At 67.1% G+C, this 24,289-nt stretch carries 26 protein-coding genes; 16 read left to right on the top strand and 10 right to left on the bottom strand.

The features are described from left to right. The first annotated feature begins 67 nt into the window (after positions 1-67). The 3 genes from phnC to phnE all read left to right on the top strand — a co-directional run bounded on the left by phnC (position 68) and on the right by phnE (position 2,798). Positions 68-904, top strand: coding sequence for a phosphonate ABC transporter ATP-binding protein (gene phnC, locus WBB14_RS24785; RefSeq protein WP_332015740.1), 837 nt, complete (start codon positions 68-70; stop codon positions 902-904). Between the two features lie 33 nt (positions 905-937). Next, on the top strand, positions 938-1,918 hold the full coding sequence (gene phnD / locus WBB14_RS24780; RefSeq protein ID WP_424242116.1) for a phosphonate ABC transporter substrate-binding protein: 981 nt from the start codon (positions 938-940) through the stop codon (positions 1,916-1,918). A gap of 85 nt (positions 1,919-2,003) precedes the next feature. After that, complete coding sequence (gene phnE / locus WBB14_RS24775; protein ID WP_424242115.1) at positions 2,004-2,798, top strand: phosphonate ABC transporter, permease protein PhnE; 795 nt, start codon at positions 2,004-2,006, stop codon at positions 2,796-2,798. Between the two features lie 30 nt (positions 2,799-2,828). On the opposite strand, the gene WBB14_RS24770 is transcribed toward phnE, so the two are convergent. Genes WBB14_RS24770 through WBB14_RS24760 form a run of 3 tightly spaced genes read right to left on the bottom strand, consistent with a single transcriptional unit; the run spans position 2,829 to position 6,203 of the window. After that, entirely contained in the window at positions 2,829-3,341 is a 513-nt protein-coding gene (locus tag WBB14_RS24770; RefSeq protein ID WP_424242114.1) for a GAF domain-containing protein, read from the bottom strand. Then, on the bottom strand, positions 3,338-4,312 hold the full coding sequence (locus WBB14_RS24765; RefSeq protein ID WP_424242113.1) for a Bug family tripartite tricarboxylate transporter substrate binding protein: 975 nt from the start codon (positions 4,310-4,312) through the stop codon (positions 3,338-3,340). The genes WBB14_RS24770 and WBB14_RS24765 overlap by 4 nt, the downstream gene beginning before the upstream one ends. A gap of 55 nt (positions 4,313-4,367) precedes the next feature. Further along, the gene (locus tag WBB14_RS24760) at positions 4,368-6,203 is read right to left on the bottom strand and encodes a gamma-glutamyltransferase family protein (protein ID WP_424242112.1); all 1,836 of its coding nucleotides are present in this window, start codon (positions 6,201-6,203) and stop codon (positions 4,368-4,370) included. Between the two features lie 106 nt (positions 6,204-6,309). Here WBB14_RS24760 and WBB14_RS24755 point away from each other — a divergent pair, with 106 nt between their 5' ends. Continuing rightward, positions 6,310-7,281 carry a LysR family transcriptional regulator gene (locus WBB14_RS24755; protein WP_424242111.1) on the top strand — a complete coding sequence of 324 codons (972 nt, stop codon included), beginning with the start codon at positions 6,310-6,312 and terminating at the stop codon, positions 7,279-7,281. Between the two features lie 9 nt (positions 7,282-7,290). Here the strand turns inward: WBB14_RS24755 and phnN are convergent, their stop codons facing one another. The 4 genes from phnN to phnF form a co-directional block, all read right to left on the bottom strand. Further along, positions 7,291-7,869 carry a phosphonate metabolism protein/1,5-bisphosphokinase (PRPP-forming) PhnN gene (gene phnN / locus WBB14_RS24750; RefSeq protein ID WP_424242110.1) on the bottom strand — a complete coding sequence of 193 codons (579 nt, stop codon included), beginning with the start codon at positions 7,867-7,869 and terminating at the stop codon, positions 7,291-7,293. Further along, positions 7,866-8,609 carry a DUF1045 domain-containing protein gene (locus tag WBB14_RS24745; protein ID WP_424242109.1) on the bottom strand — a complete coding sequence of 248 codons (744 nt, stop codon included), beginning with the start codon at positions 8,607-8,609 and terminating at the stop codon, positions 7,866-7,868. The genes phnN and WBB14_RS24745 overlap by 4 nt, the downstream gene beginning before the upstream one ends. Positions 8,610-8,611: 2 nt before the next feature. Then, positions 8,612-9,811, bottom strand: coding sequence for an alpha-D-ribose 1-methylphosphonate 5-triphosphate diphosphatase (locus tag WBB14_RS24740; RefSeq protein ID WP_424242108.1), 1,200 nt, complete (start codon positions 9,809-9,811; stop codon positions 8,612-8,614). Between the two features lie 103 nt (positions 9,812-9,914). Further along, positions 9,915-10,637, bottom strand: a complete 723-nt coding sequence (phnF, locus tag WBB14_RS24735) for a phosphonate metabolism transcriptional regulator PhnF (RefSeq protein WP_424242107.1) — start codon at positions 10,635-10,637, stop codon at positions 9,915-9,917. A 184-nt stretch (positions 10,638-10,821) separates the two neighbouring features. On the opposite strand from phnF, the gene phnG reads away from it, so the two are divergent. The 9 genes from phnG to WBB14_RS24690 all read left to right on the top strand — a co-directional run bounded on the left by phnG (position 10,822) and on the right by WBB14_RS24690 (position 17,751). Next, positions 10,822-11,292 (top strand): phosphonate C-P lyase system protein PhnG, encoded by a 471-nt coding sequence (gene phnG, locus WBB14_RS24730; RefSeq protein ID WP_424242106.1) that lies wholly within the window; start codon positions 10,822-10,824, stop codon positions 11,290-11,292. A gap of 1 nt (position 11,293) precedes the next feature. Beyond that, positions 11,294-11,911, top strand: a complete 618-nt coding sequence (gene phnH / locus WBB14_RS24725; protein WP_424242105.1) for a phosphonate C-P lyase system protein PhnH — start codon at positions 11,294-11,296, stop codon at positions 11,909-11,911. Position 11,912: 1 nt separating this feature from the next. Further along, positions 11,913-13,028, top strand: coding sequence for a carbon-phosphorus lyase complex subunit PhnI (locus WBB14_RS24720; protein ID WP_424242104.1), 1,116 nt, complete (start codon positions 11,913-11,915; stop codon positions 13,026-13,028). Further along, a complete protein-coding gene (locus tag WBB14_RS24715) occupies positions 13,025-13,918 on the top strand; it encodes an alpha-D-ribose 1-methylphosphonate 5-phosphate C-P-lyase PhnJ (RefSeq protein ID WP_332012677.1) in 894 nt (297 codons plus the stop codon). The genes WBB14_RS24720 and WBB14_RS24715 overlap by 4 nt, the downstream gene beginning before the upstream one ends. Then, positions 13,915-14,691, top strand: a complete 777-nt coding sequence (gene phnK, locus WBB14_RS24710; protein WP_424242103.1) for a phosphonate C-P lyase system protein PhnK — start codon at positions 13,915-13,917, stop codon at positions 14,689-14,691. Before WBB14_RS24715 ends, phnK begins: the two co-directional genes overlap by 4 nt. A 2-nt stretch (positions 14,692-14,693) precedes the next feature. Next, complete coding sequence (phnL, locus tag WBB14_RS24705; RefSeq protein ID WP_424242102.1) at positions 14,694-15,416, top strand: phosphonate C-P lyase system protein PhnL; 723 nt, start codon at positions 14,694-14,696, stop codon at positions 15,414-15,416. Continuing rightward, positions 15,416-16,615 (top strand): alpha-D-ribose 1-methylphosphonate 5-triphosphate diphosphatase, encoded by a 1,200-nt coding sequence (locus WBB14_RS24700; protein WP_424242143.1) that lies wholly within the window; start codon positions 15,416-15,418, stop codon positions 16,613-16,615. Before phnL ends, WBB14_RS24700 begins: the two co-directional genes overlap by 1 nt. 21 nt (positions 16,616-16,636) lie before the next feature. After that, positions 16,637-17,179, top strand: a complete 543-nt coding sequence (locus tag WBB14_RS24695) for an MOSC domain-containing protein (protein WP_424242101.1) — start codon at positions 16,637-16,639, stop codon at positions 17,177-17,179. 137 nt (positions 17,180-17,316) lie between these two features. Further along, entirely contained in the window at positions 17,317-17,751 is a 435-nt protein-coding gene (locus WBB14_RS24690; protein ID WP_424242100.1) for a hypothetical protein, read from the top strand. Positions 17,752-17,764: 13 nt separating this feature from the next. Here WBB14_RS24690 and WBB14_RS24685 read toward each other — a convergent pair whose 3' ends face one another. Further along, on the bottom strand, positions 17,765-18,154 hold the full coding sequence (locus WBB14_RS24685) for a hypothetical protein (RefSeq protein WP_424242099.1): 390 nt from the start codon (positions 18,152-18,154) through the stop codon (positions 17,765-17,767). 148 nt (positions 18,155-18,302) lie between these two features. Next, positions 18,303-19,598 (bottom strand): dicarboxylate/amino acid:cation symporter, encoded by a 1,296-nt coding sequence (locus tag WBB14_RS24680; protein ID WP_424242098.1) that lies wholly within the window; start codon positions 19,596-19,598, stop codon positions 18,303-18,305. Positions 19,599-19,956: 358 nt separating this feature from the next. On the opposite strand from WBB14_RS24680, the gene WBB14_RS24675 reads away from it, so the two are divergent. Further along, positions 19,957-20,856 (top strand): SMP-30/gluconolactonase/LRE family protein, encoded by a 900-nt coding sequence (locus WBB14_RS24675; protein ID WP_424242097.1) that lies wholly within the window; start codon positions 19,957-19,959, stop codon positions 20,854-20,856. 210 nt (positions 20,857-21,066) lie between these two features. Beyond that, the gene (fba, locus tag WBB14_RS24670; RefSeq protein ID WP_059379455.1) at positions 21,067-22,131 is read left to right on the top strand and encodes a class II fructose-bisphosphate aldolase; all 1,065 of its coding nucleotides are present in this window, start codon (positions 21,067-21,069) and stop codon (positions 22,129-22,131) included. Between the two features lie 101 nt (positions 22,132-22,232). Here fba and WBB14_RS24665 read toward each other — a convergent pair whose 3' ends face one another. Then, on the bottom strand, positions 22,233-22,688 hold the full coding sequence (locus WBB14_RS24665) for a GFA family protein (RefSeq protein ID WP_332012685.1): 456 nt from the start codon (positions 22,686-22,688) through the stop codon (positions 22,233-22,235). Positions 22,689-22,947: 259 nt separating this feature from the next. Between WBB14_RS24665 and WBB14_RS24660 the strand changes: the two genes are divergently transcribed. Continuing rightward, on the top strand, positions 22,948-23,829 hold the full coding sequence (locus tag WBB14_RS24660) for a phosphoribosylaminoimidazolesuccinocarboxamide synthase (protein ID WP_424242096.1): 882 nt from the start codon (positions 22,948-22,950) through the stop codon (positions 23,827-23,829). The last annotated feature ends 460 nt before the right edge of the window (positions 23,830-24,289 follow it).

Raw genomic sequence — 24,289 nt, 5'->3', positions numbered from 1 at the left:
CGGGTCATCGTGCTGTCATGCCGCGAAAACAGAATGCGGCCATGAACACATCCAAGGGGATTCAACGATGACTTACGCCATCGAAGTACAAGGGCTCTGCAAGAGCTTCCACGCCGGCGCCAAGGCGCTGGACGGCGTGAACCTGCAAGTGGCCGACGGCGAGATGGTTGCCTTGCTGGGCGCCTCGGGTTCGGGCAAGTCGACGCTGCTGCGCCATCTGTCGGGCTTCGTGGCCGGCGATGCGGGCAGCGTGGCCGTTAACGGCCGCATGATCCAGCGTGACGGCCGCCTGAGCCGCGACGTGCGCTCGGCGCGCGCCGGTATCGGTTTCGTGTTCCAGCAATTCAATCTGGTGGGCCGCCTGCCCGTCATCACCAATGTGTTGACCGGCCTGCTGCCGCGCGTGCCGCTGTGGCGCAGCCTGACGCGCTGGTTCCTGCGCGGTGAAGTGCGCCAGGGCCTGGAAGCGCTTGCCCAGGTTGGTATAGACGACTACGCGTTTCAGCGCGCTTCGACGCTGTCCGGCGGCCAGCAGCAGCGCGCGGCCATCGCCCGCACCCTGGTGCAGAATGCCCGCGTCATCCTGGCTGACGAACCCATCGCCTCGCTGGACCCGGAATCCTCGCGCCGGGTGATGGACACGCTGGCCCAGATCAACCGCAGCCGCAAGGTGGCGGTGGTGGTGTCGCTGCACCAGGTGGATGTGGCCCTGCGCTATTGCCCTCGGGTGGTGGCGCTGCGCCACGGCAAGGTGGTCTATGACGGTCCTTCCGCAGACCTCACGCCGTCCATGCTCAGCGACCTCTACGGTTCCGAATTGAGCGAACTGCTTCCTGAATACGCGCCGCAAGCGCCGGCCATGCCCGGCATGGCGCCGCTGTCCCGATTGGCGCAAGCCGCCTGATTCTTCCCGACCCGTTTATCCCCGGAGCCTTCCATGCTACGCAGAACCTTTGTCACCCTGATCGCCGCCGCGGCCCTGTCCACCCAGGTCCACGCCGAAGATGCCAAGACGCTGAACTTCGGCATCATCTCGACGGAATCCTCCACCAACCTGAAGTCGGTATGGCAACCCGTCATCGATGACCTGAGCCGCGCGATCGGCGTGCCGGTCAAGCCCTTCTTCGCGTCCGATTACGCCGGCATTATCGAAGGCATGCGCTTCAACAAGGTGCAGATGGGCTGGTTCGGCAACAAGTCCGCGATCGAGGCGGTGGACCGCGCCAAGGGCGAAGTGTTCGCCTCCGTCATCGACAAGGACGGCAACCCCGGCTACTGGTCGCTGCTGATCGTCAACAAGGACAGCAACCTGAAGACCCTGGACGACGTGCTCAAGCGCGGCGGCACGCTGAGCTACGGCGCGGGCGATCCCAACTCCACGTCGGGCACCGCCGTGCCGGGCTATTACCTGTGGGCCGCCAACAAGATAGAACCCAAGACCTTCTTCAAGACGGTGCGCGCCAGCAACCACGAAACCAATCTGCTGTCGGTCATCAACAAGCAGGTGGACGTGGCCGTCAACAACACCGAGGCGCTGGAGCGTTATCGCCTGAACACCGGCAAGGACGCCAATGACAGCGTGCGCGTGCTGTGGAAGTCGCCGCTGATCCCGGCGGATCCGCTGGTCATGCGCACTGACCTGCCGGCCGACCTGAAGGCTCGCATCCGCGACTTCTTCGTCAACTACGGCAAGGGCAAGGACGCCGAGCGCGAACTGGCCAACCTGAAGGCGTTGACCTATCAAGGTTTCCGCGCTTCCGATAACCAGCAATTGGTGCCGATCCGCCAGATCGAACTGGCGCGCGAAAAGGCCAAGGTCGAGGCCGACGCCACGCTGGGCCAGGCCGAAAAGCAGAAGCAGCTGGCCGAGCTGGACAGCAAGCTGGCCAGCCTGGGCCAACCCGTCGTCAAGCAGTAAATCTCCTGCGGGCAAGCCGGCGCGCCGCGGGGCGCGCCGGCTTGCCCGCAACCAGAACCTTCACCACGCGGATCGCCTTTTTCATATGAACGTAGCCATGCAGACCTCTCGCCTTTCCGCCGCGCCGCGCTCGTCGCTGCCAGTCCTGCTCGTGTGGGGCGTCGTGCTGGCGCTGCTGATCATGTCGTGGAAGGGCGCGGACATGCGGCCCCTGGACCTGCTGCGCGATTCGGGCAACATGGCCGAGTTCGCGGCCGACTTCTTTCCGCCGAATTTCCGCGACTGGCGCATGTACCTGGACGAGATGATCGTCACCGTGCAGATCGCCGTGTGGGGCACGTTCCTGGCCATCGTGGTGGCCGTGCCGCTGGGGCTGCTGTGTTCGTCGAACATCGTGCCGGCCTGGGTGTACCAGCCGATGCGGCGCCTGATGGACGCGTGCCGCGCCATCAACGAAATGGTATTCGCCATGCTGTTCATCGTGGCGGTGGGCCTGGGCCCGTTCGCCGGTGTGCTGGCGTTGTGGGTGCACACCACGGGCGTGCTGGCCAAGCTGTTCTCGGAAGCGGTCGAGGCGATCGATCCGCGTCCGGTGGAGGGCGTGCGCGCCACCGGCGCGAATGCGCTGGAGGAAATCGTCTACGGCGTGATCCCGCAAGTGCTGCCGTTGTGGATCTCGTATTCGCTGTACCGCTTCGAATCCAACGTGCGCTCGGCCTCGGTGGTCGGCATCGTGGGCGCGGGCGGCATCGGCACCGTGCTGTGGGAAATCATCCGCAGCTTCCGCTATGCCGAAACCTGCGCGGTGATGATCATCATCGTGGCCTTCGTTGTCGTGATCGACATGGCCTCGGCGCGTATCCGCCGCGCGCTGATCTGAGGACGCGGGGCCCGTGCCGGCCCCGCCGTGTCAGGACTGCTGGCGCAGCGCCTGGAACGCGGGCAGCGCCAGCAGGCCCGCCAGCTGCGCGGCCTGCACATCGGCGTCCGACACCGCCACGCGCGGCATCAGGAAATTGACGGTGCCCAGGCAGACCTCGCCGTACACCACCGGCACATTGATGACGGAACGCAGGCCCAGGCGCTGGATCGCATCGTGGTCATTGAAGAATTCGCGGATCGCGTCCTCGCCTTCGCCTACGAACAGTTTCCGTTCCAGCAGGACGTGGCGGCCCCAGGCGGTGCCGCTCTTGTCCTTGCTGCCGCCGGGCGGATAAGCCTCGGGGTTGGAACTGTACAGCCGCACCACCCGCATGGCCTGCGCGTCATAGCGGTTGACGGTGCACAGCGTGTGCGCAAGCGCGGCGTGCGCATGGGCGTCGATGGCGCGTAAGGCCGCCGCCGGATCGGCGGCCGCATAGGCCTGGGCGATGGCGGCCACGCCGGCTTGCGCCGGCGGGACGAGCTTGATGCTGACGGTCATTCGGCGGTGATTCCCAGTTCTTTAATCAGCTTGCCGTACTTGTCGGCGTCGCGCGCCAGGATCTGGCCGAACTGCTCCGGCGTGGTCTCGGTCAGCAGCACGCCCATGTCGCCCATTTTCTTGATGACTTCGGGCCGCTTGAGGATCAGGTTGATCTCGCGGTTCAGGCGCGCGGTCAGCTCGGGCGGCATGCCGGCCGGGCCGAAGGCGCCGTACCAGACCGACAGTTCATAGCCCGGCAGGGTCTCGGCCACCGTGGGTACTTGGGGCAGCAGGGGCGAACGCGCTTCCTCGGTGACGGCCAAGAGCTTCAGCTTGTCGTTCTGCACGTGCGGCAGGGTCTGCGTGCCGGCGCTGAACAGCACCTGGGTGCGGCCGGCCACGGTGTCCAGGACCGCGGGTGCGCCGCCGCGATAGGGAATGTGCATCATCTTCACGCCGGCGGCCTTTTCGAACAGCGCGGCGCTCAGATGGTTGGTGGAACCCTGGCCGGCGGAAGCGTAGGCCACGGTGCCGGGATTCGCCTTCAAGTAGGCAATGAACTCCTTCACGTTGGACGCGGGCACGGACGGGTTCACCACCATGGTGTTGGTGACCAGCGCGAGTTCGGCGATGGGCGTGAAGTCCTTCACGCCGTCGAACGGCATGCTGGAGTAGAGCGCCTGGTTCATCGTGTGCGTGCTCATCGAACCCACCAGCAAGGTGTAGCCGTCGGGCTTGGCGCGGGCTACGAAGGTGGTGCCGATGTTGCCGGACGCGCCCGAGCGGTTTTCCACGATGACGGGCTGGCCCAGCGACTGGGTCAGGCCTTCGGACAGCACGCGCGCCAGGATGTCGGTGGAGCCGCCCGCGGCCCAGGGCACGATCAGGGTGATGGGCTTTTCGGGCCAGGCGGCATGGGTGAGCGCCGGTGCAGCCAGCGCCAGGCCCAGCGCGCAGGCGCGCAGCAGTCGTTTGAATTGCAGTGTCATGGTGTTTACCCCTTTGCGTAGTGTCCGGTCTGTGTGCCGGTTGGATGAAACAGGTTCAGCGGCCGGCGGCATAGCCCTGCATGCCGCGCGGGTTGGCGCCGGCGCGCAGCAGCAGGCCGCCGCCGGCGGCAGGCTCCCGGGTGCAGGCGCTGATGCGGCCTTCGGACCAGTCCGGCCCCACCTTGACCTCGTGGCCCGCCGCGCGCAGCGCCTCCAGCGTGGCGGCCGGCATGCGCGATTCCACGGTCAGGCGGTTCAAGGTCAGGCTGCGGGGCCAGAACGAACCCGGAAAATGATCGACATGCCAGGAAGGCGCTTCGATCGCCTCCTGCAGATTCATGCCCATGACGTGGCGCAGGAAGAACGCCACCGTCCATTGGTCCTGCTGGTCGCCGCCCGGCGTGCCGAAAGCCATGTAGGGCTGGCCGTCGCGCAAGGCCAGGCCGGGCGACAGGGTGGTGCAAGGGCGTTTGCCCGGCTGCAGCTGGCCTGGCACGCCCTCGTCCAGCCAGGTCATCTGCAGGCGGGTGGTCAGCGGGAAGCCCAGGCCGGGCACCACGGGGCTGGACGACAGCCAGCCGCCTGATGGCGTGGCGGCGACCATGTTGCCGTCGCGGTCGATGACGTCGATCTGGCAGGTGTCGCCGACGAAGATCTCGCGCGCGGCCCATTCGGCTACCGGCGGCAGCGCCGCGAAGGTCGGTTCGCCCACGCCGAAGCGCGTGTCGGACGCGGCCAAGGTGCGCACCGCGGCGTCCAGGTCGGGCAGGCGCGGCGCCAATCCGCCCGGGCTGCCGGGCTGGAACTCGGATGAAGCGCGGGCGCCGATGCCGGCCGCGCGTGCGCGGGCGTAGTCGTCGCTGAGCAGGGCGGCCAGCGGCACCTGCGCGAAATCGGGGTCGCCGTACCAGGCAGTGCGGTCGGCGAAGGCCAGCTTGGCCGCCTCGGCTACGTAGTGCACGAATTGCGGCGAGGTCGACTCTAGCCCGTCCAGCTCCAGGTGCCGCAGGATTGCCAACTGCTGCAAGTGGACCGGTCCCTGCGACCAGACGCCGCATTTGGCTACGGTGTAGCGGCCATACTGCACAGTCAGGGGTTCGTCGTAGGTGGCGCGCCAATCGGCCAGGTCGGACTTGCGCAGCAGGCCGCGATTGCGCTGGCCGGTGGTGTCGCGCACCGGCGCATGGGTGTAGTAGTCGTCGATGGCGTCGGCCACGAAGCCGCGGTACCAGACCTCCAGCGCCGCGTCGATGCGCCCGCGCCGGTCGGTGCTGCTGGCGTGCGCTTCGTCCAGAATGCGCGTGTAGGTGGCGGCGATGGCGGGCGTGCGGAACAGTGTGTCGGGCGCGGGTACGCGGCCATCGGGCAGCCAGACCTCACGCGAACTGGTCCATTCATCGCGGAACAGCGCCTGTACCGCCAGGATGGCCTGCGAGATGCGCGGCACCAGGGGAAAGCCGTTGCGCGCGTAGTCGATGGCCGGGCGCAGCACGTCAGCCAGCTCCCAAGTGCCGTAATCGCGCAGCAGGGTCAGCCAGGCCCCGAAGGCGCCGGGCACGGTGGCGGGCAAGAGGCCGATGCCGGGCACCAGGTCCACGCCCAGGCCGCGGAAATAGGCGGGCGTGGCGAGCGCGGGCGCGGGACCCTGGCCGCACAGCGCGCGCATGCGCTGTTCCCGCTCGCTCCAGAACAGGATGGGCACCTCGCCGCCGGGCCCGTTCAGGTGCGGCTCCACGATCTGCAGCGTGAAGCCTCCGGCGACCGCTGCGTCATAGGCATTGCCACCGCGTTCCAGCACGCCCATGGCCACCTGCGAGGCCAGCCAGTGGGTGGAGGAAACCACGCCGAAGGTGCCGCGTATTTCGGGGCGGGTGGTGAAGGATGCGCTCATGGGGCCGGTCCGGGCTGCAGGGAAATGTTTGCAGTATAGGGACATGAAATAACTGGTTCTGCCTTTGTTGGCATAATTGAATAACCAATTGGTTATAGGAAAGATCGTGACCTGGGATGCCGCCCGTCTCGCCAACCGTCTCAAGCATCGCCACCTGACGCTGCTGATCGAGATCGCCAGGCACGGCTCGCTCACGCGCGTGGCGGCCGCGGCGGGCATCAGCCAGCCCGCCGTCACCAAGGCGCTCACGGAGATCGAGGACATCTTCGGCGCGCCGCTATTCACGCGCACCGGGCGCGGCCTGCAAGCCACGCCGCTGGGCAACCTGGCCCTGGTGCGCGCGCGCCACATGCTCAGCGACCTGGACCTGTGGGCGCGCGAGGTCGAGGCCTTGCACGCCGGCCGTTCCGCGCATCTGCAGGTGGGCGTGGTGCCCTACGTGTCCAGCGCCTTGCTCACTGCGGCGATCAGCCGCCTGCACCAGCGCCATGGCGTCACGCTCAGCCTGCACCGCGCCACCACCGACCATCTGGTGCCGATGCTGCGCCGGCATGAACTGGATTGCATCATCAGCCGCGCCACCTCGACCGTGGCGCCGGACGACCTGATCCACCGCGTGCTGTACCGCCAGCGGCCGCGCCTGATCGCGCACGGCCGGCTGGCGCAGCGGCTGGCGCGGCGCGAACCGGATTGGGCCGCGCTGGCGGCGATGGACTGGGTGCTGCCGGCCGCCAACACGCCGACGCGGCAACTGATCGTCGAGCACTTCATCCGCGCCGAGCTGCCGCCACCGTCGCCGGTGCTGGAGGCATATTCAACCGACGTGATCGAAGGCATGCTGACCATGAACGAGGCACTTATCTCGGTGGTGCCGGAAGACATCGCCCGCGAACTCTGCCAGCGCGGCAAGCTGGGCATGGTGCCCTGGGACTTCGGCTGGGAGTTGCCGCCGATCAACCTGATCCGCCGCAAGCGCGAACAGCCGCTGGCGGCCGAGGAGCGGTTCTCGGACATCCTGCTGGATCTGTGCGGCGATGCCGCCGCGCCCTGGGCTCAGGGCGCGGGCGAGCGGCGCTGAACCGCGCCCCTACGCCGCAAGCTTGCCGCGCGCGATGTCCAGCAGCGTGGCGGCGGCCGTCTCTGGCGCCGCGTCGTTGCTGACATGCAGCAGCTGGCACTGCCGAGGCACGGGGAAAGGCTGCGTGGCGCGCGCCAGGCGCTGCGCGATCTGTTCCGCGCTTTCGCGGCCGCGTCCCGCCAGGCGGCGGGCGAGCTGGCCAGGGTCGACAGTGACTTCCACGGCAGTCAATGCCGGGTAGCGCGAGTGTGCCTGTTCCAGGTGGGCGCGCGAGCCGTTGATGATGACCGCCGCGCCGCAGGACAGCCAGGCGTCTATCTCGATGCCGATGCCGTACTGCAAGCCATGGCTGGCCCAACGCAATGCGAAGCAGCCCAGCGCGGCGCGGCGTCCGAACTCGTCTTCGGTCAGGCGCAGCGCGTCTTCGGTATCGCCGCTGTCGCGGGTGATGTAGCGGTGCGCGACCAGTACGGGCTCGTCGCCGCGCAACTCCGCGCGCAGCAGGCGCAGCAAGGTGTCCTTGCCGCTGCCCGATGCGCCCATCAGGTAGATCAGGCGCGCGCCGTCGGCGGGAACGGCGGGGTTCATGCTGCGGCCTGTCCTTGTAGATAGCTGGCGCCCGCCGCATCGATGCTTGAGCCGTCGAAGCCATAGTGCCGGGCTGCGACGAAGTCCGCGCCAGGCGTTGGCTGCACATAGATGCTGACCCCGGGCACGTCCATCGCCTGTCCGCGCAAGGGGTCGGCAAAGGCGGCGATACCGGCCTGCGCCTGGGCCAGCGCCGCGCCTTCCAGCTTGCCGGTCAGGGTGATGTGGAAAACGTAGGTGTCGAAGACATACGGATAGCCCCAGCGCGCCAGCATGGATTGCTGCGCTGGACTGAGCGACTGCGGCTGTCGGCGGGCGGTTTCCTCGGCCGTGGGCGGCGCGCGCAAAGGGTCCAGGTCGCGCACGGCGGCCTCTGCCAAAGCCTGGATCCGCGCCTGGCCTTGCGTGTCGGACGAGGCGATGCGCCAGGCCAGGAAGCCGCGCAGCGGTTCGCATTCGAGTTCCAGCGAGAAGGGGCTGCCGCTTGCGGCCAACTGGCGCGCGGCTGCGTCGAGCTGCTGTGGATTGACGCCCGGGCTCAGGCGGAAGGGCGGTTTCAGCGTGGCGTGCAAGCCATAGTGGCGCGGCGCCGCAGTCCAGGCGCGCGAGTCCGCGTCTTGCCCCGGCAGCGGCGGCAGCGCCTCGCCGGTGTCGGCGCAGCGGCCCAGCCAGCGGCTGCCGTGTTCGCGCCAGGGGCCGGTGGGCGCCAGGTACAGGGCGTAGCGATGGGCGAGCGGCATGGTCAGGCCGCCATGCGCTGGCTGTGGCCGTCGTCGAACGCGCGCGTGGCGTAGCGCAGTTCGCCGCCCACGATCGCGGCGCAGACGCGCGGCAGTCCTGGCACCTGGTCGTCCACCACGATGGCGTCGGCGATCAGCCCCGGGGCCAGTGCGCCGCGGTCCTTCAGGCCGGCGGCGCGGGCTGGATTCAGCGATACCAGATCCCAGGCCTGCGCCAGCGGCAACACGCCGTCGTCGGCCAGCTTCATCACGGCGGCCAGCGGGGCAGGGTAGTAATAGTCGGACGTCAGGATGTCGCACAGGCCCGCGCGGATCATTTCGGTGGCGCTGGGCGCGCCCGTGTGGCTGCCGCCGCGCACGACATTGGGCGCGCCGAAGACCACGGAATCGCCCAGGTCGCGAGCGACGCCCGCCGCCTCGCGGGTCAGCGGAAACTCCGCCACGCCGCAGCCCAGCTGGTGGTAATAGCGGCGCGTGGCGGCATCCGGATCGTCGTGCGAGGCCACCTTCAAGCCTGCCTCCCGGGCGCAGGCGGTCAGTTCGCGCATGGCGTCGGCTACCGAATCGGCCGCCGACATGGCGGCTCGGATGCGGTCCTGGAAGACGTCGAGATCGCATTCGGCGCGGTTGGCGTACTGCATCAGCTTGCGCTCGTCGCCCAGGCGGCGCGCCATGCTGGGCAGGTGGTCGTTCAAGGCCAGGAAGCGGACGCGGCCGTCCCTTATCCATTGCTGGGCTGTCTCCAGGCCGCCCACGTGATGCGTTTCGAAGCGCAGGTGCACATAGTGCCGCGCGCCCATGAGGTGGCGCATTCTTTCCAGCGCGTCGAACATGCGCTCGGCGTAGGTCTCGCCGCGCAATCCGCCTTCCCAGGACAGCGTGACGCCGTGGAATTCGGTGGTGATGCCGTTGGCCAGCAGTTGGCGGTCCACGTCGAACAAGGCGCCGTCATAGGGAAACGTCACACTGGGACGCGGCATGACGGCGCGTTCGAAGGCGTCGCCGTGCAGGTCCACGATGCCGGGCAGCACCAGCAGATTGCCTGCGTCGAACCAGGGCGCGCCCCGCGGCGCCGCGGCGGCGGAGCCTTCTATCAGTCCGCCGTGGAAGCGCAGGCTGGCCTGTTCGACGCCGCGCGGCGTCAGGATGCGTTGGCCTGTGACACCGGCCAGGGGCGAGGGGGCGTGCGTGTGTGTGTTCATGGCGTGACGTTAGCGGGATTGCATTACAACCAGATGTCTAGATGAGTTAAGCCGAAAGGGCGAGCTTTCCGCGCCGCCTGCGCGCGCAGGCGGCGGCCTTGCGTCAGGTGTCGTCCGTCACCATCAGCTGCACCATGTCGCCGACGAAGCGGGCGACGCTGTATTGCAGCGGCGCGCCGTCCTGGTCCACGTTCAGGGCTTCGACCTGAAGAATGGGGCGGGTCTTGGGCTGGCCCAGCAGGCGGGCGATCTCGGGCGTGGGCAGCGCGGCGGTGATGCGCGACCATTTGCGCGTGTAATCGCCGATGCCATAGTGGGTGTAGACCTTGGAGATCGAGCGCAGGGAGGCCAGGCGTTCCGCGAAATCGGGGAAGCGCTTTTCGTCGAAGAAGTGCTCCGAGACGCTGATGGGGCGGTTTTCGGCCTTGCCCACGATCTGCACGCGCAACAGCGGCGCGGCACGGGTCAGGCCCAGGTGCTTGGCGATGTCGCCCGCGCGCAGGCTCTGGCTGCCCAGGACTTCCTGGTGGCCCAGCATGCCTTGGCTGCGCAGGTTCTCGGAAAAGCGCGTGCGCTTGCCGATGGCGTAGTCGATCGCGTGTTCCTGGACGAAGGTGCCGCGGCCCTGCTCGATGCGGACCAGGCCGCCTTGTTCGAGTTCGCCCATCGCGCGGCGGATGGTGTGGCGGTTGACGGAAAACTTGGCGGCCAGCTCGGGCTCGGAGGGCAGCTGTTCGCCTGCCGCATAGAGCTTGTTGCGGATATCGTCCGCAAGCGCTTCGCCGATTTGCCGCCAGACGGCGATGCCGGAACCTCTTTCGACCATAGGGTGTGCTCGTGCTGTCACATCAGCTTCATGAAGAATGGCAGTGATTGTGCACCATGCGGCGGCCGCCGGAAAGGCGCTGCGGGCACGCTGCAACTGTCATCAAAAATTCACGCCAGGCTGTTGAACTTCGTTTTCGAAGCGATCATACTCCATCCAGTCGTCTAGACGTTTAGAGGAAAAAATGGATCACCCAAAGACAGGGCAGGATGCGGCGGGCGCGCAACGCGCCGCCTGGATGCGCGTGCTGGCGCTGGCCGATCCGGCCGCGCTGGATGGCGCTTTTTGCGCGTTGGCCGGCAAGCCCGGGCACCAGATGCTGCGGCCGGCGCAAACCGGCATGGCCATGGTGCGCGCCCGTAGCGGCGGCACCGGCGCCCGCTTCAACCTGGGCGAAATGAGCGTGACACGTTGCGCGGTGACGATGGACGAGGGCGTTATCGGGGTGGCTTATGTGCAAGGCCGCTCGCAGCGCCATGCCGAACAGGCCGCCGTGGCCGACGCGCTGCTGCAGCTGCCGGAATGGCATGACACGGTGCAGGCCCAGCTGATCCAGCCGCTGGCCCGCCTGCATGCTGAACGGATCGAGCGCCAGGCCCGCGTGGCGGCGCAGACCAAGGTGGAATTCTTCACGATGGTGCGAGGCGAGGACTGACATGCAACAACAGATACAAGCCGCCGCGGCCTCGGGCCGGGCGCTGCTCCCGGGGTTCGCGGACCCCGTCGGCGACGCGCAGGCCACGTTCCGCGCCGCGCTTGACGCGCTGGCCCACCCAGGCCGCATCAACGAGATCCTGGCCGAAACCGGCGTGCCCGCCGGCCTGTCGCCGGCCATGACCGCGATGCTGCTGACGCTGGTGGACGTGGACACGCCGCTGTGGCTGCCGGAGAGCGTCAGCGCGGATGCCATTGCCTTCCTGCGTTTTCATTGCGGCTGCCCCATCGTGCCTTCGCCGTCGCTGGCGCGCTTTGCCGCAGTGCCCGCCGGCGGCAAGGCGCCGGCGCTGTCGTCCTGCCACCAGGGCGATCCGGCCTATCCCGATGTGTCCACTACCTTGCTGATCGAGGCCGAGTCCTTATCAGAAGGAGAACCCGTCATCCTCAGCGGCCCAGGCATACAGAGCCAGCAGATCCTGCGCGTGGCCGGGCTGCCCGAGGGCTTCTGGCGCGAATGGCGCATCAATCATCAACGTTTTTCGCTGGGCGTCGACGTGTTCCTGACGCAGGAACGGCGGATTTGCGCACTGCCGCGCAGCACGCGCAAGGAGAGCTGACATGTATGTGGCCGTAAAAGGGGGCGAACGCGCCATCCTCAATTCCTACCGCATGCTGGACGATTACCGGCGCGGCGACCGCGAAGTACCTGAGCTGAGCCTGGACCAGATCCGCGAACAGATGCCGCTGGCGGTGTCGCGGGTCATGGCCGAGGGCTCGCTCTACGATCCGCAGTTGGCGGCGCTGGCCATCAAGCAGGCTGCGGGCGACGTGATCGAAGCGGTATTCCTGCTGCGCGCTTACCGCACCACCTTGTCGCGCTTTGGCTACACCCAGCCCATCGACACCGGCCGCATGCGCTTGCAGCGCCGCATCTCGTCCACCTTCAAGGACGTGCCGGGCGGCCAGATCCTGGGGCCGACCTACGACTACACCCAACGCCTGCTGGACTTCTCGCTCGAAGCGCAGCGCGAAGCCGACGCCTTGCCGCCGGGCGGCGAGGCCCTGGACAGTGACATGCCGCGCGTCACCGACCTGCTGGCGCACGATGACCTGATCGATGCGGAAGCCGTGCCCGAAGGCGATCCAGAACCTTTCGACCTGACCCGTCAGCCGCTGGATTTTCCGGCATCGCGCGCGGCCCGCCTGCAGAACCTGGCGCGCGCCGACGAAGGCTTCCTGCTGTCCATGGGCTATTCGACCCAGCGCGGCTACGGCAACACCCACCCCTTCGCCGCCGAGATCCGTTACGGCGCGCTGGAGGTGGAAATGCATATCGAGGAACTGGGATTTGCCGTCACCGTGGGCGAGATCGAAATCACCGAATGCCAGATGGTGAGCCAGTTCGCCGGCAGCGCCGAGGAAGGCCCGAAATTCACCCGGGGTTACGGGTTGACCTTCGGCTACGGCGAACGCAAGGTCATGTCGATGGCGCTGGTGGACCGCGCGCTCAAGGCGCGCGACCTGGGCGAGCGCGCCGATTCCCCGGCCAACGACCACGAATTCGTGCTCTACCACAGCGACAACGTCGAAGCCTCCGGTTTCGTGCAGCACTTGAAGCTGCCGCACTACGTGGACTTCCAGGCCAATCTGGAACTGTTGCGGCGCATGCGCGCCGAACGCGCCGCGCCCGAGGCCGCGCGCAACGATCTGATGGACGAGGCGGTTTCCCCATGACTACGCAACACGCAACGGTCGAACGCGACGACCACTACAACTTCGCCTACCTGGACGAATCCACCAAGCGCATGCTGCGCCGCGCCTTGCTCAAGGCCGTCGCCATTCCCGGCTACCAAGTGCCGTTTGGCAGCCGCGAAATGCCGCTGCCCTATGGCTGGGGCACTGGCGGCATCCAGGTCACCGCGTCCATCATCGGCGCGAACGACGTGCTCAAGGTGATAGACCAGGGTTCGGACGACACCACCAACGCCATCAACATCCGCCGCTTCTTCGGCCGCGTCACGGGCGTGGCGACGACGGAGTCCACGCCCGCGGCCACCATCGTCCAGACCCGCCACCGCATCCCCGAGACGCCGCTGGCGGAAGGACAGATCATGGTGTTCCAGGTGCCTATCCCTGAACCCCTGCGCTGGCTGGAGCCCAGCGAAACCGAGACGCGCACCATGCACGCGCTGGCTGAATACGGCGGCATGCACGTCAAGCTGTACGAAGACATCGCCCAGCACGGCCACATCGCCACCACCTATGACTATCCGGTCATCGTGAACGGCCGCTACATGATGCGGCCTTCGCCCATCCCCAAGTTCGACAATCCCAAGCTGGACGGCAGCCCTGCGTTGATGCTGTTTGGCGCGGGCCGCGAAAAGCGGGTCTACGCGGTGCCGCCCTATACCTCGGTGAAAAGCCTGGACTTCGAGGACCACCCGTTCCAGGTGGAGACCTGGAGCGAATGCTGCGACCTGTGCGGATCGCGCGAGAGCTATCTGGACGAGATCATCCTGGACGACGCGGGCACGCGCCGCTTCGTCTGCTCCGACACCGAGTACTGCAACGACCGCCAGGCGCGGCAGGGCGCGGAACAATCCAACCAGGAGGCCGCGGCATGAACGCCCAACCTTTGCTTTCCGTGCGCAACATGACGCGCACCTGGGACGGTGTGCACGGCTGCCGCGACGTCAACTTCGATCTGTATCCCGGCGAAGTGCTGTGCGTGGTCGGCGAGTCCGGCTCGGGCAAGAGCACGCTGCTGTCGGCTGTGTCGTACCAGACCCGGCCGGACGCGGGCAGCGTCTGGTACGACACCCGCGACCAGGGTTTCACCGACCTGGCCGCGCTGCCGGGCGCGCGCCTGCGCCTGCTGTCGCGCACCGACTGGGGCTTCGTGCGGCAGAACGCCAGGGACGGCCTGCGCATGCAGGTCAGCGCCGGCGCCAACATCGCGGAGCGGCTGATGGCCGTGGGCGACCGGCACTACGGCGATCTGCGCCAGGCCGCCGGCAACTGGCTGCAGAAGATGGAAATCGACGCGGACCGACTGGACGACAGGCCCACCTCGTTCTCCGGTGGCATGCAGCAGCGCCTGCAGATCGCCCGCAATCTGGTGACCCATCCCCGCCTGGTGTTCATGGACGAGCCCACGGCTTCGCTGGACGTGTCGGTGCAGGCGCGCCTGTTGGACCTGTTGCGCCAGTTGGTGGCCGACCTGGGCCTGGCCGCCATCGTCGTTACCCATGACCTGGCGGTGGCGCGCCTGCTGGCGCATCGCACCCTGGTCATGCGCGGCGGCGTGGTGGTCGAAAGCGGCCTGACCGACCAGATCCTCGACGACCCGCAGCATCCGTACACCCAGTTGCTGGTGTCTTCCATTTTGCAGAGCTGACCATGCGCGTAAAGACTCCCATGATCGAGGTGCGGGGCCTCGGAAAGATGTTCACCCTGCATAACCAGGGCGGCATGCGCCTGCCGGTGCTGGAATCGGTCGACTTCGACGCGGCCGCGGGCGACTGCCTGGTGCTGGCGGGGCCGTCCGGCACCGGCAAGAGCACCTTGCTGCGCTGCCTCTATGGCAACTATCTGGCCACCGAGGGCAGCATCCGGGTGCGCTGGAACGATGATTGGGTGGAGCTGGCGGGCGCGCCCGAGCAGCGCATCCTGGCCCTGCGCCGCGAGGTGATCGGCTACGTCAGCCAGTTCCTGCGCGTGATTCCGCGCGTGTCGGCGCTGGACGTGGTGGCCGAACCTCTGCGTGCCGCGGGGGTGGATGCCGATGAGGCCCAAGCCCGCGCCGCTGCCCTGCTGCAGCGCCTGAACGTGCCGCCGCGCCTGTGGGGGTTGGCGCCCGCCACCTTTTCGGGCGGCGAGCAGCAGCGCGTGAACATTGCGCGCGGCTTCATCGCCCGCCATCCCATCCTGTTGCTGGACGAACCCACCGCGTCGCTGGACGCCGACAACCGCCAGGTCGTGATCGCGCTGATCCGCGAGGCCATGGCCGAGGGCCGCTGCCTGCTGGGCATCTTCCACGACGCCGAAGTGCGCGACGCCGTCGCCACGCAGACGCTGGCCTTGCGTCCCGCCCAACCCGCATTGGCCGACTTGGAGCAATGATGCAAAGCACCTATCTCACCCATGCCCGCGTGGTGCTGCAGGACCGCGTCCTGGAGGACAGCGCCGTCCTGATAGACGATGGCCGCATCGTCGCCATCGAACCCGCTGGCGCGCGCGCGGACCGCGAGATCGATCTCTGCGGCCAGACCTTGCTGCCGGGGCTGATCGACCTGCACTGCGACGCCATCGAAAAGGAAGCCGAGCCGCGTTCGCGGGTGCTGTTTCCGCTGGATTTCGCGGTGGCCCAGGTCGACCGCCGCAATGCCGCGGCCGGCATCACCACGCCGTATCACGCGCTGTCCTTCGCCAACAGCGAATGGGGCGTGCGCAACAATCAGACCGCGGCGGAAGTGGTGCGCACCGTGCGCGCCTTCCGCCAGCACAGCCTGGTCGATAACCGTGTCCACTGCCGCTATGAAGTCACCGACGCCACCTCGGTGGAGGTGCTGCGCGCGCTGATGGACGAGGGCGCCGTGGACCTGCTGTCGGTCATGGACCATTCGCCGGGCCAGGGGCAGTTCAAGACGCTGGAGTCCTATCTGCAGTACATGATGGGTAACCACGCCATGAGCCGCGAGCAGGCCGAGGAAGCCGCACAGGCCAAGACGCGCGCCAAGGACGGCGCGGTGACGCGGGTGGAGGCGCTACTGTCGCATGCGCAAGGACTGGGCATTCCCACCGCCAGCCATGACGATGATTCGATCCAACGCATTGCCACCATGCGTAACCTGGGCGTGGCCATGAGCGAGTTCCCGATCACCCTGGATACCGCGCGCGCCGCGGTGTCCTGCGGCCTGCCCACCATCCTGGGCGCGCCCAATGTGTTGCGCGGCCAGAGCCAGAGCGGCTCGATGCGCGCCATCGACGCCATCCGCGCGGGCGTCGCCAGCTGCCTGTGCTCGGACTATCAGCCGTCCGCGCTGATCGCCGCCGCGTTCACGGTGGCAGCGCAAACCGACCTGACCTTGCCGCAGGCGATTGCGCTGGTCACGCTGAACCCGGCGCAGGCTTGCGGCCTGTCCGACCGCGGGCGCATCGCGCCGGGCCAGCGCGCCGACTTGGTGGCGGTGGCGCAAGTGGGCGCGCAACCGCTGATCAGCCATACCTGGTCGGCCGGCCGGCTGGTATTCTCGGCGCACTATCCGCCCGCGCGTGCGAGCGCGCAGCGGGCGTCCGAGGCGCAGGTCCTGACCGCCTGAACCCGTTCCTGGAGAGACGTGATGCATCCCATCGTGACAGCCGTGGCGTGCAGCCCCACGCACGGGTTCAGCAAGCCGGTCGTGTCGGCGATCCTGCTGCTGCAGGGGCTGGGGGTGGAAGGCGACGCCCACATGGGCGTCACGGTCAAGCACCGTTCCCGTGTCAAGGCGGACCCCTCCCAGCCCAATCTGCGGCAGGTCCATCTGATCCACGGCGAACTGCACGATGAGTTGCAACTGGCCGGCTTCAACGTGGCCGAAGGCACCATGGGCGAGAACATCACCACTCGTGGCATCGACCTGTTGGGATTGCCGCGCGGCGCGCGCCTGCATCTCGGCGCGCACGCGGTGGTCGAAATCACCGGCCTGCGCAATCCCTGCTCGCAACTCGACAACTACCAGCAGGGCCTGACCGCTGCCGTGCTGGGCCGCCACCCGGACGGCAGCCTGATGCGCCGCGCCGGCATCATGGGCATCGTGATCGAAGGCGGGGCGGTGAGCGCAGGGGATCCGATCCGAGTGGCGCTGCCCGACTTGCCGCATCTGCCGCTGGAGCGCGTCTGATATCCATAGACGCAAGGGCGGTCTGTCGCAAAAACATCGCCGCCGGGCGCAGCCGGGAGGCCGCGCATCTGGTTAAATGGCGGGAAAGGCGCGGCCGCGATTTCCGCGGCGCGCCGGCCCTTTTTCCGGAGTTCGCGATGGCACGATTCAATTTCACCCAGGATCCCGAGGAACCCGATCTGTGGGCCGCGGAGAACGTCGCCGCCGGCAAGGGCCGTCCGCCCATCCACGTGATGGTCCAGACTGACGGCGAAGAGCCCGACGGCAGCGCGTCCAAGGTGGTCAAGGCCATCATCGACGACCTCGATGACCAGATCCTGGCCGCGGCCGAACTTCTGCTGGAAAACTACTCCTACGAGCATTACAAGAAGCTCGGCCTGGACGACAACCAGCTGCCGCAGGAAGAAACCGCCGAAGCCATGGCCCAACACGCCGTGTTGCGTGCGCTGTGGCTGTTCGACGAAGACGGCGACGGCTACGAGCTGTGGTTCACGCTGCCCTGGGATCCGGTGCATACCTACGACGTGGAATTCGAGGACGGCGCGCCCGTCTCGTGCTCGGTCAACGACTAAGGGGGTACAGGCGCTAGGGCCGTTGCTGGCGCTCCAGTTCGAACTTCGTTGCCTGGCTCTGCCCCAGCGAATCGTCGTAGCGGTAGCGCATCTTCAGGGACTTGCCCCTGCGGACCGTGTCGGCGGCGATGTTCTCAAGCACCACGTCGATCTCGCGGCCGACGAATTCAGTGCAGTCGGTATCGGCGCGGGCGCCTTCGGGTATGTCCGCGTTCCTGACCTTCAGCCTGAACATCAATTGCGTCAGTTCCGTGCCGTCGGTGCGGAACTGACGCATCACCACGGGCAGGTTGGCCACGGTGCCGCCCAACTCGCAGGAAATGCGGGTCCAGGCGTATGAGGCGGGAGTGGCGGACATCAGGGCCGCGGCCGCCAGGGCGCAGCGCAGGCTTAGGCGTTTCATGGCATGAGAACTGAGCGTGGCGCCCATGCGCGCCGCGCCGGGATAGGGAGCGAAGGGTTTATATGTTGCTCCCGGCCATGGCGCCGGTCAAGCTGCCGCTAGCCATAAAAAAACGGGCCATGCGGCCCGTTTTTCATTGCCTGTTGCTTCAGGCGTTCTGGCTCGCGGCCTGGTCCGGGCGGGCTTCATCCAAGGCGGGCTCGGTGTCAGCCGTGTCCTCGCGATTGCCTTCCAGCTTGGAAATGACGGCGGTGGCCAGGCTGTTGCCGACCACGTTGGTGGCCGTGCGGCCCATGTCGAAGAACTGGTCGATGCCCATGATCAGCAGCAGGCCGGCTTCGGGCAGATGGAACATCGGCAGCGTCGCCGCGACCACCACGAGCGAGGCGCGCGCCACGCCGGCCATGCCTTTGCTGGTCACCATCAGCACCAGCAGCAGCGTCAGCTGCTGCGTAAAGCTCATCTGGATGTTGTAGGCCTGGGCGATGAACAGCACCGCGAAGGACTGGTACATCATCGAGCCGTCCAGGTTGAAGGAGTAGCCCAGCGGCAGGACGAAGCCCGAGATGCGCTTGGGCACGCCAAAGCGGGTCAGCGCCTCGATGGTCTTGGGGTAGGCCGATTCGCTGCTGGCCGTGGAGAACGCTAGCAGCGTGGGTTCCTTGATCAGGCCGCCCAGGCGGAAGGTGGACTTGCCCAGGAACAGGTAGCCCACGCCGAACAGGATGGCCCACAGCAGCGCCAGTCCCAGGTAGAACTCGCCTATCAGCTTGCCGTAGCTGACCAGCACGCCCAGGCCCTCGGTGGTGATGGCGGCGGCCATGGCGGCGAACACGCCGATGGGCGCGAAGCGCATCACGTAGTCCGTCACCCGGAACATGATCTTGGCCAGCTCGTCGATCAGGTTGTAGATGGTGTTGTGGCCCTTGCCGCGGATGAAGGACAGGGCGGCGCCGAAGAACAGCGAGAACACCAGGATCTGCAGGATCTCGTTGTTGGCCATGGCTTCGGCGATGCTGCGCGGGAACACGTGCGTAATGAAGGCCTTGAGCGTGAAGTCGCCCGTCTTCAGGCCCGAAGTCAGGCCCGCGTCCGGCAGCGCCAGGTTCATGTGCGCGCCAGGCTGGAAGATGTTGACCAGCGCCAGGCCCAGCAGCAGCGACAGGGCCGAGGCGGCGATGAACCAGACCATGGCGCGCATGCCGATGCGGCCCACGGCGCTGGCGTCGCTCATGCTGGCCAGGCCGGTCACCAGGGTGGCGAACACCAGCGGCGCGATGATCATCTTGATCATGCGCAGGAAGATGTCGGTGATGAGACTGAAGTACGAGGCGATCTGCGCCGCCTCCTTCTCATTCTGCGCGTACCTGTGGCAGAAATAGCCCACCACGATGCCCAGCACCATGGCGATGCCGATATAACGCGTCAGCTTCTTAGTGTTCATGATCAAAACGGAAAACAGGGATCGCTTGCCTGGCCCGGAGAGACGGGCGCGCCGGCACGGGGCGGGCGAGAAGATCCGGAGACGGAATGCCAGGGCAGGCCGCAGGGTGCGGGTTTACCCTTGGGGCGCGATGTTAACGCCGCGCACCTGACACGTAGTTGTCAGATCGGGGACGGATTAGGCCGCTTCCCCAGGGAGGTTTCGGGGAGGCGGTGATATCGGAGTTGTATCAATTTGGAACCGCCGCGCTATCGCCCGCCGCCATGCCAGAATGGTTCAGCCCCGGCGCCCGCGACAGCGGCGCAGGGGCAACGCGAACAACAGGCCCTTGCGCGGGGCCGCACAAGGAGACTAGGCAATGCCGAAACGCGAACTGTCCGTGCTGGCGTCCGGATACACCTATCTGGAGGGGCTGCGCTGGCACGAGAACCGCTTGTGGGCGTCGGACTTCTACACCGAGCAGGTCATCGCCGTGGACCTGGACGGCAGGGTCGAGCAGATCTGCAAGGTGCCGCAGCAGCCGTCCGGGTTGGGCTGGCTGCCGGACGGCCGCCTGCTGATCGCGTCGATGAAGGACCGCAAGCTCCTGCGCCGCGAGGCGGACGGCGCGCTGGCCGTGCACGCCGACCTGTCGGCGCTGACGGGCGGACCGGTCAACGACATGGTCGTGGACGCGCAGGGCAGGGCCTATGTGGGCAATTTCGGTTTTGACCTGATGGCTGGCGAGCCGGTCCGCAATACCGGCATCGTGCGCGTCGATCCCGACGGCTCCGCGCGGAGGGTGGCGGATGGCCTGTGCTTTCCCAACGGCTCGTTCATTACGCCGGACGGCAAGACCATGATCGTCAACGAAACCTTCGGCAACCGCATTTCCGAGTTCGACATCCTGGCCGACGGCGGACTTGGGCCGCGTCGCGACTGGGCCGATTTCGGCCCCTTGCCGGCCAGCGGCGACCTGGGCCTGCTGATCGCCGCTTCCGCCATCGGGCCCGACGGCGGCGCGCTGGACGCGGAAGGGGCCTTGTGGGTGGCCGACGCCATCGGCAAGCGCATCGTGCGCGTGGCGCGCGGCGGCAAGATCCTGGAGCAGATCGACACGGGCGAGTTCGGCATCTTCGCCGCCGCCCTGGGCGGAGCGGACGGCCGGACCCTGTTCATGGCCGCCGCGCCCGACTTCATCGAAGCCAACAGGCGTGCCAAGCACGAAGGCCGGATCCTGATGACGCGGGTGGACATTCCGCACGCCGGCCGGCCTTGAAAAAAGCCGGTCCCTTGCCGCGGAGCCCTGGCGGCTCCGCCGCGCCCTCGGTCCTTTGGGGGAGTTGAAGCCCGGCCTGGGCCTTTCGTGCTCATCTGAATGGACCGGATACGGGAGGTTGCAAGACCTTTCGTCGAATCCCCCGTAAAATCACTCCATTCATCAAGGCTTCAACCATCTTTCAATAGACAGTACTAAGGAGGACCACTCATGGCCCTAGTCTCCATGCGCCAGTTGCTCGACCACGCCGCCGAGCACGGTTACGGCATTCCCGCTTTCAACGTCAACAACCTGGAACAGGTCCAGGCCATCATGGAAGCTGCTGCGGAGACCGACAGCCCGGTGATCATGCAAGCCTCGGCCGGCGCGCGCAAGTACGCGGGCGAAGGCTTCCTGAAGCACCTGATCCAGGCCGCCGTGGAATCCTATCCGCACATCCCCGTGGTCATGCACCAGGACCACGGCCAGTCGCCCAAGATCTGCCAAGGCGCCATCGACCTGGGCTTCTCCAGCGTCATGATGGACGGTTCGCTCAAGGAAGACGGCAAGACCATCGCCGACTACGACTACAACGTTGAAGTGACCAAGAAGGTCGTGGACACCGCCCACAAGCTGGGCGTGACGGTCGAAGGCGAACTGGGCTGCCTGGGTTCCCTGGAAACCATGGAAGGCGACAAGGAAGACGGCCATGGCGCCGACGGCAAGCTGACCATGGACCAGCTGCTGACCGACCCGGAGCAAGCCGCCGACTTCGTGCGCCGCACGCAGCTGGACGCGCTGGCCATCGCCATCGGCACCAGCCACGGCGCTTACAAGTTCACGCGCAAGCCCACCGGCGACATCCTGTCGATCTCCCGCATCAAGGAAATCCACGCTCGTCTGCCGAACACCCACCTGGTGATGCATGGCAGCTCCAGCGTGCCGCAGGAACTGCTGGCCGAGATCCGCGAATTCGGCGGCAACATGAAGGAAACCTACGGCGTTCCCGTCGAGGAAATCCAGGAAGCCATCAAGTACGGCGTGCGCAAGATCAATATCGACACCGATATCCGTCTGGCCATGACTGGCGCGATCCGCCGCTTCTTTGCCGAAAACCCGGAAAAGTTCGACCCGCGCGAATACCTGAAGCCGGCCCGCGCCGCCGCCAAGGCCATCTGTGTGGCTCGCTACACCGAATTCGGCACCGCCGGCAACGCCAGCAAGATCAAGGCGCTGCCGCTGACCGAAATCGCCGCGCAATACGCGTCGGGCAAGCTGGCCCAGGTGGTTCAGTAAGCATCTGCCGCCGGCGCGTGACGCCAGAGGCGTCCGGCGCCCGAGTGCAATAAAAAAGCGGTCCGCCCAGGCGGACCGCTTTTTTTTGTCTGCGCCTCGGGCTATGGCGCCGGCGAGTTGCGGGGGAAGTGCGGCACGCTCCGGTCCACGTGATGCCAGGACGGGGCCGAGTCGGTCCACAGGCTGGCGCGGGCGCGGAAGGCTTCCGGGTCGTCCAGCGAGCCGGCCCGCACGATTTCGTAGCCCATGCCGGCCGAATTGCCGAACAGCGGGGTGCCGCAGTCCGCACAGAAGCTGCGCATGACGGTATGGCCGGATTCGCCTCGGTAGCGGTGTTCCTTGGCGCTGCCGCGCAACAGCGTGATGGAGCCCGCCGGAAAGATCAGCGCATGAGCCGGGGCGCCGCCGCTGGAATATTGGCAGTCCCGGCAATGGCAGGTCGCGGCCATGATCGGTTCATCGGTGGTGGCGTAGCGCACGGCGCCGCATTGGCAACCGCCGGTGAGGTGCACCTGGGCGTCGGCGTGGGCGCTGCGTTTGAGGAAAGCATCCTGCATACGGCTCTGTCTCCGGGCTTGGGGTCAGCGCCGTGACGCCAGAGGCGGCCGGCGCGCATCATGTTGGAGAGCAGAGCCTAACCCGGCCGCCCGGCGGCGTCGAGCGCTCCGGCAAGACCGGCCCATTTGCAGTAACCTATGCGCTTCGCAAGACCCGCGCGCGTCGCCGGCCTTGCCCGCAGTTCCCGGATTCCGTTCTACTTCCCGCCCTGGCGCCTGCCCGTGGCGGGAATCTTCATTATTGCCATAGGCCATTCCCGTGACTTCTGCTTTGCATCAATCCAGCATCAAGTCCTTGCCGCTGCTGGGCCGCGGTAAGGTGCGCGACATGTACGCGGTGGGCGACGACAAGTTGCTGATCGTCGCGTCGGATCGTATCTCCGCCTTCGACGTGATTCTCGACGACCCGATCCCCGGAAAGGGGCAGGTGCTGACCGAGCTGACCGAGTTCTGGCTGAAGAAGCTGGCCCACATCCTGCCGAACCACTCCACCGGCATCAAGGCCGAAGACGTGGTCGCGCCGGATGAAGTCGAGCAGGTGCGCGGCCGCGCCGTGGTGGTCAAGCGCTTGAAGCCCATCCTGGTGGAAGCGGTGGCCCGCGGCTACCTGATCGGCTCCGGCTGGAAGGACTACCAGGCCACCGGCGCCGTCTGCGGCATCAAGCTGCCCGCCGGCCTGCAACAGGCCAGTCAGCTGCCCGAACCCATCTTCACGCCCGCCGCCAAGGCCGAGTTCGGCATGCACGACGAGAACGTGGACTTCGCCCACGTGGTCAAGGAAGTGGGCCAGGAAATGGCTGAGCGCATCCGCGACGTGACTCTCAAGCTGTACGCCGAAGCCGCCAAGTTCGCGGCCACCAAGGGCATCATCATCGCCGATACCAAGTTCGAATTCGGCCTGGACGACGATGGCACGCTGTACCTGATGGACGAAGTGTTGACGCCCGATTCCTCGCGCTTCTGGCCGGCCGACGGCTACCGCGTGGGCATCAGCCCGCCCTCGTTCGACAAGCAGTTCGTGCGTGACTGGCTGGAAACCCAGGCCTGGGACAAGACCCCGCCCGCGCCGCGCCTGCCGCAGGACGTGCTGGAAAAGACCGCCGCCAAGTACCGCGAAGCCCTGGACCGCCTGGTCGCCTGAGCGCTGCCGGCCAACGAAAACCCGCTCCTAGGGCGTCCGGATTAGGCAAATCCGGACCGCACTTCGGTTTTGTGAGGCAGGGTTCTTGAGTCGCCGGCGTCCGGACTGCGGGATTCCGATGCTCGCCCCAGTGGGGCTGCGCTTCGGATCCCTCCGCCCGGCCACCGGCTCACGGCATCTGCCCACGAACGGGATCCAAAACCACCGCATTGGGCGACTGCCAGCCGAGGACCCCGGAGCCATCCGAAGCGCAGCCCCACCGGGGCGAGCATCGGAATGGCGCAGGGTAGCCTCGGCGGCTAAAGAACCCCGACATCCGCAAGCTCGAAGCCCTGCTGCCCCGCACTTCGGTTCTGTGAAGCAGGGTTCTTGAGTCGCCGGCGTCCGGACTGCGGGATTCCGATGCTCGCCCCAGTGGGGCTGCGCTTCGGATCCCTCCGCCCGGCCACCGGCTCACGGC

The organism is Achromobacter sp. (assembly GCF_049647645.1).
Lineage (GTDB): Bacteria > Pseudomonadota > Gammaproteobacteria > Burkholderiales > Burkholderiaceae_B > Achromobacter.
Note: the sequence above shows the minus strand (reverse complement) of the source record. Positions and strands in the feature narration are given on the sequence as shown.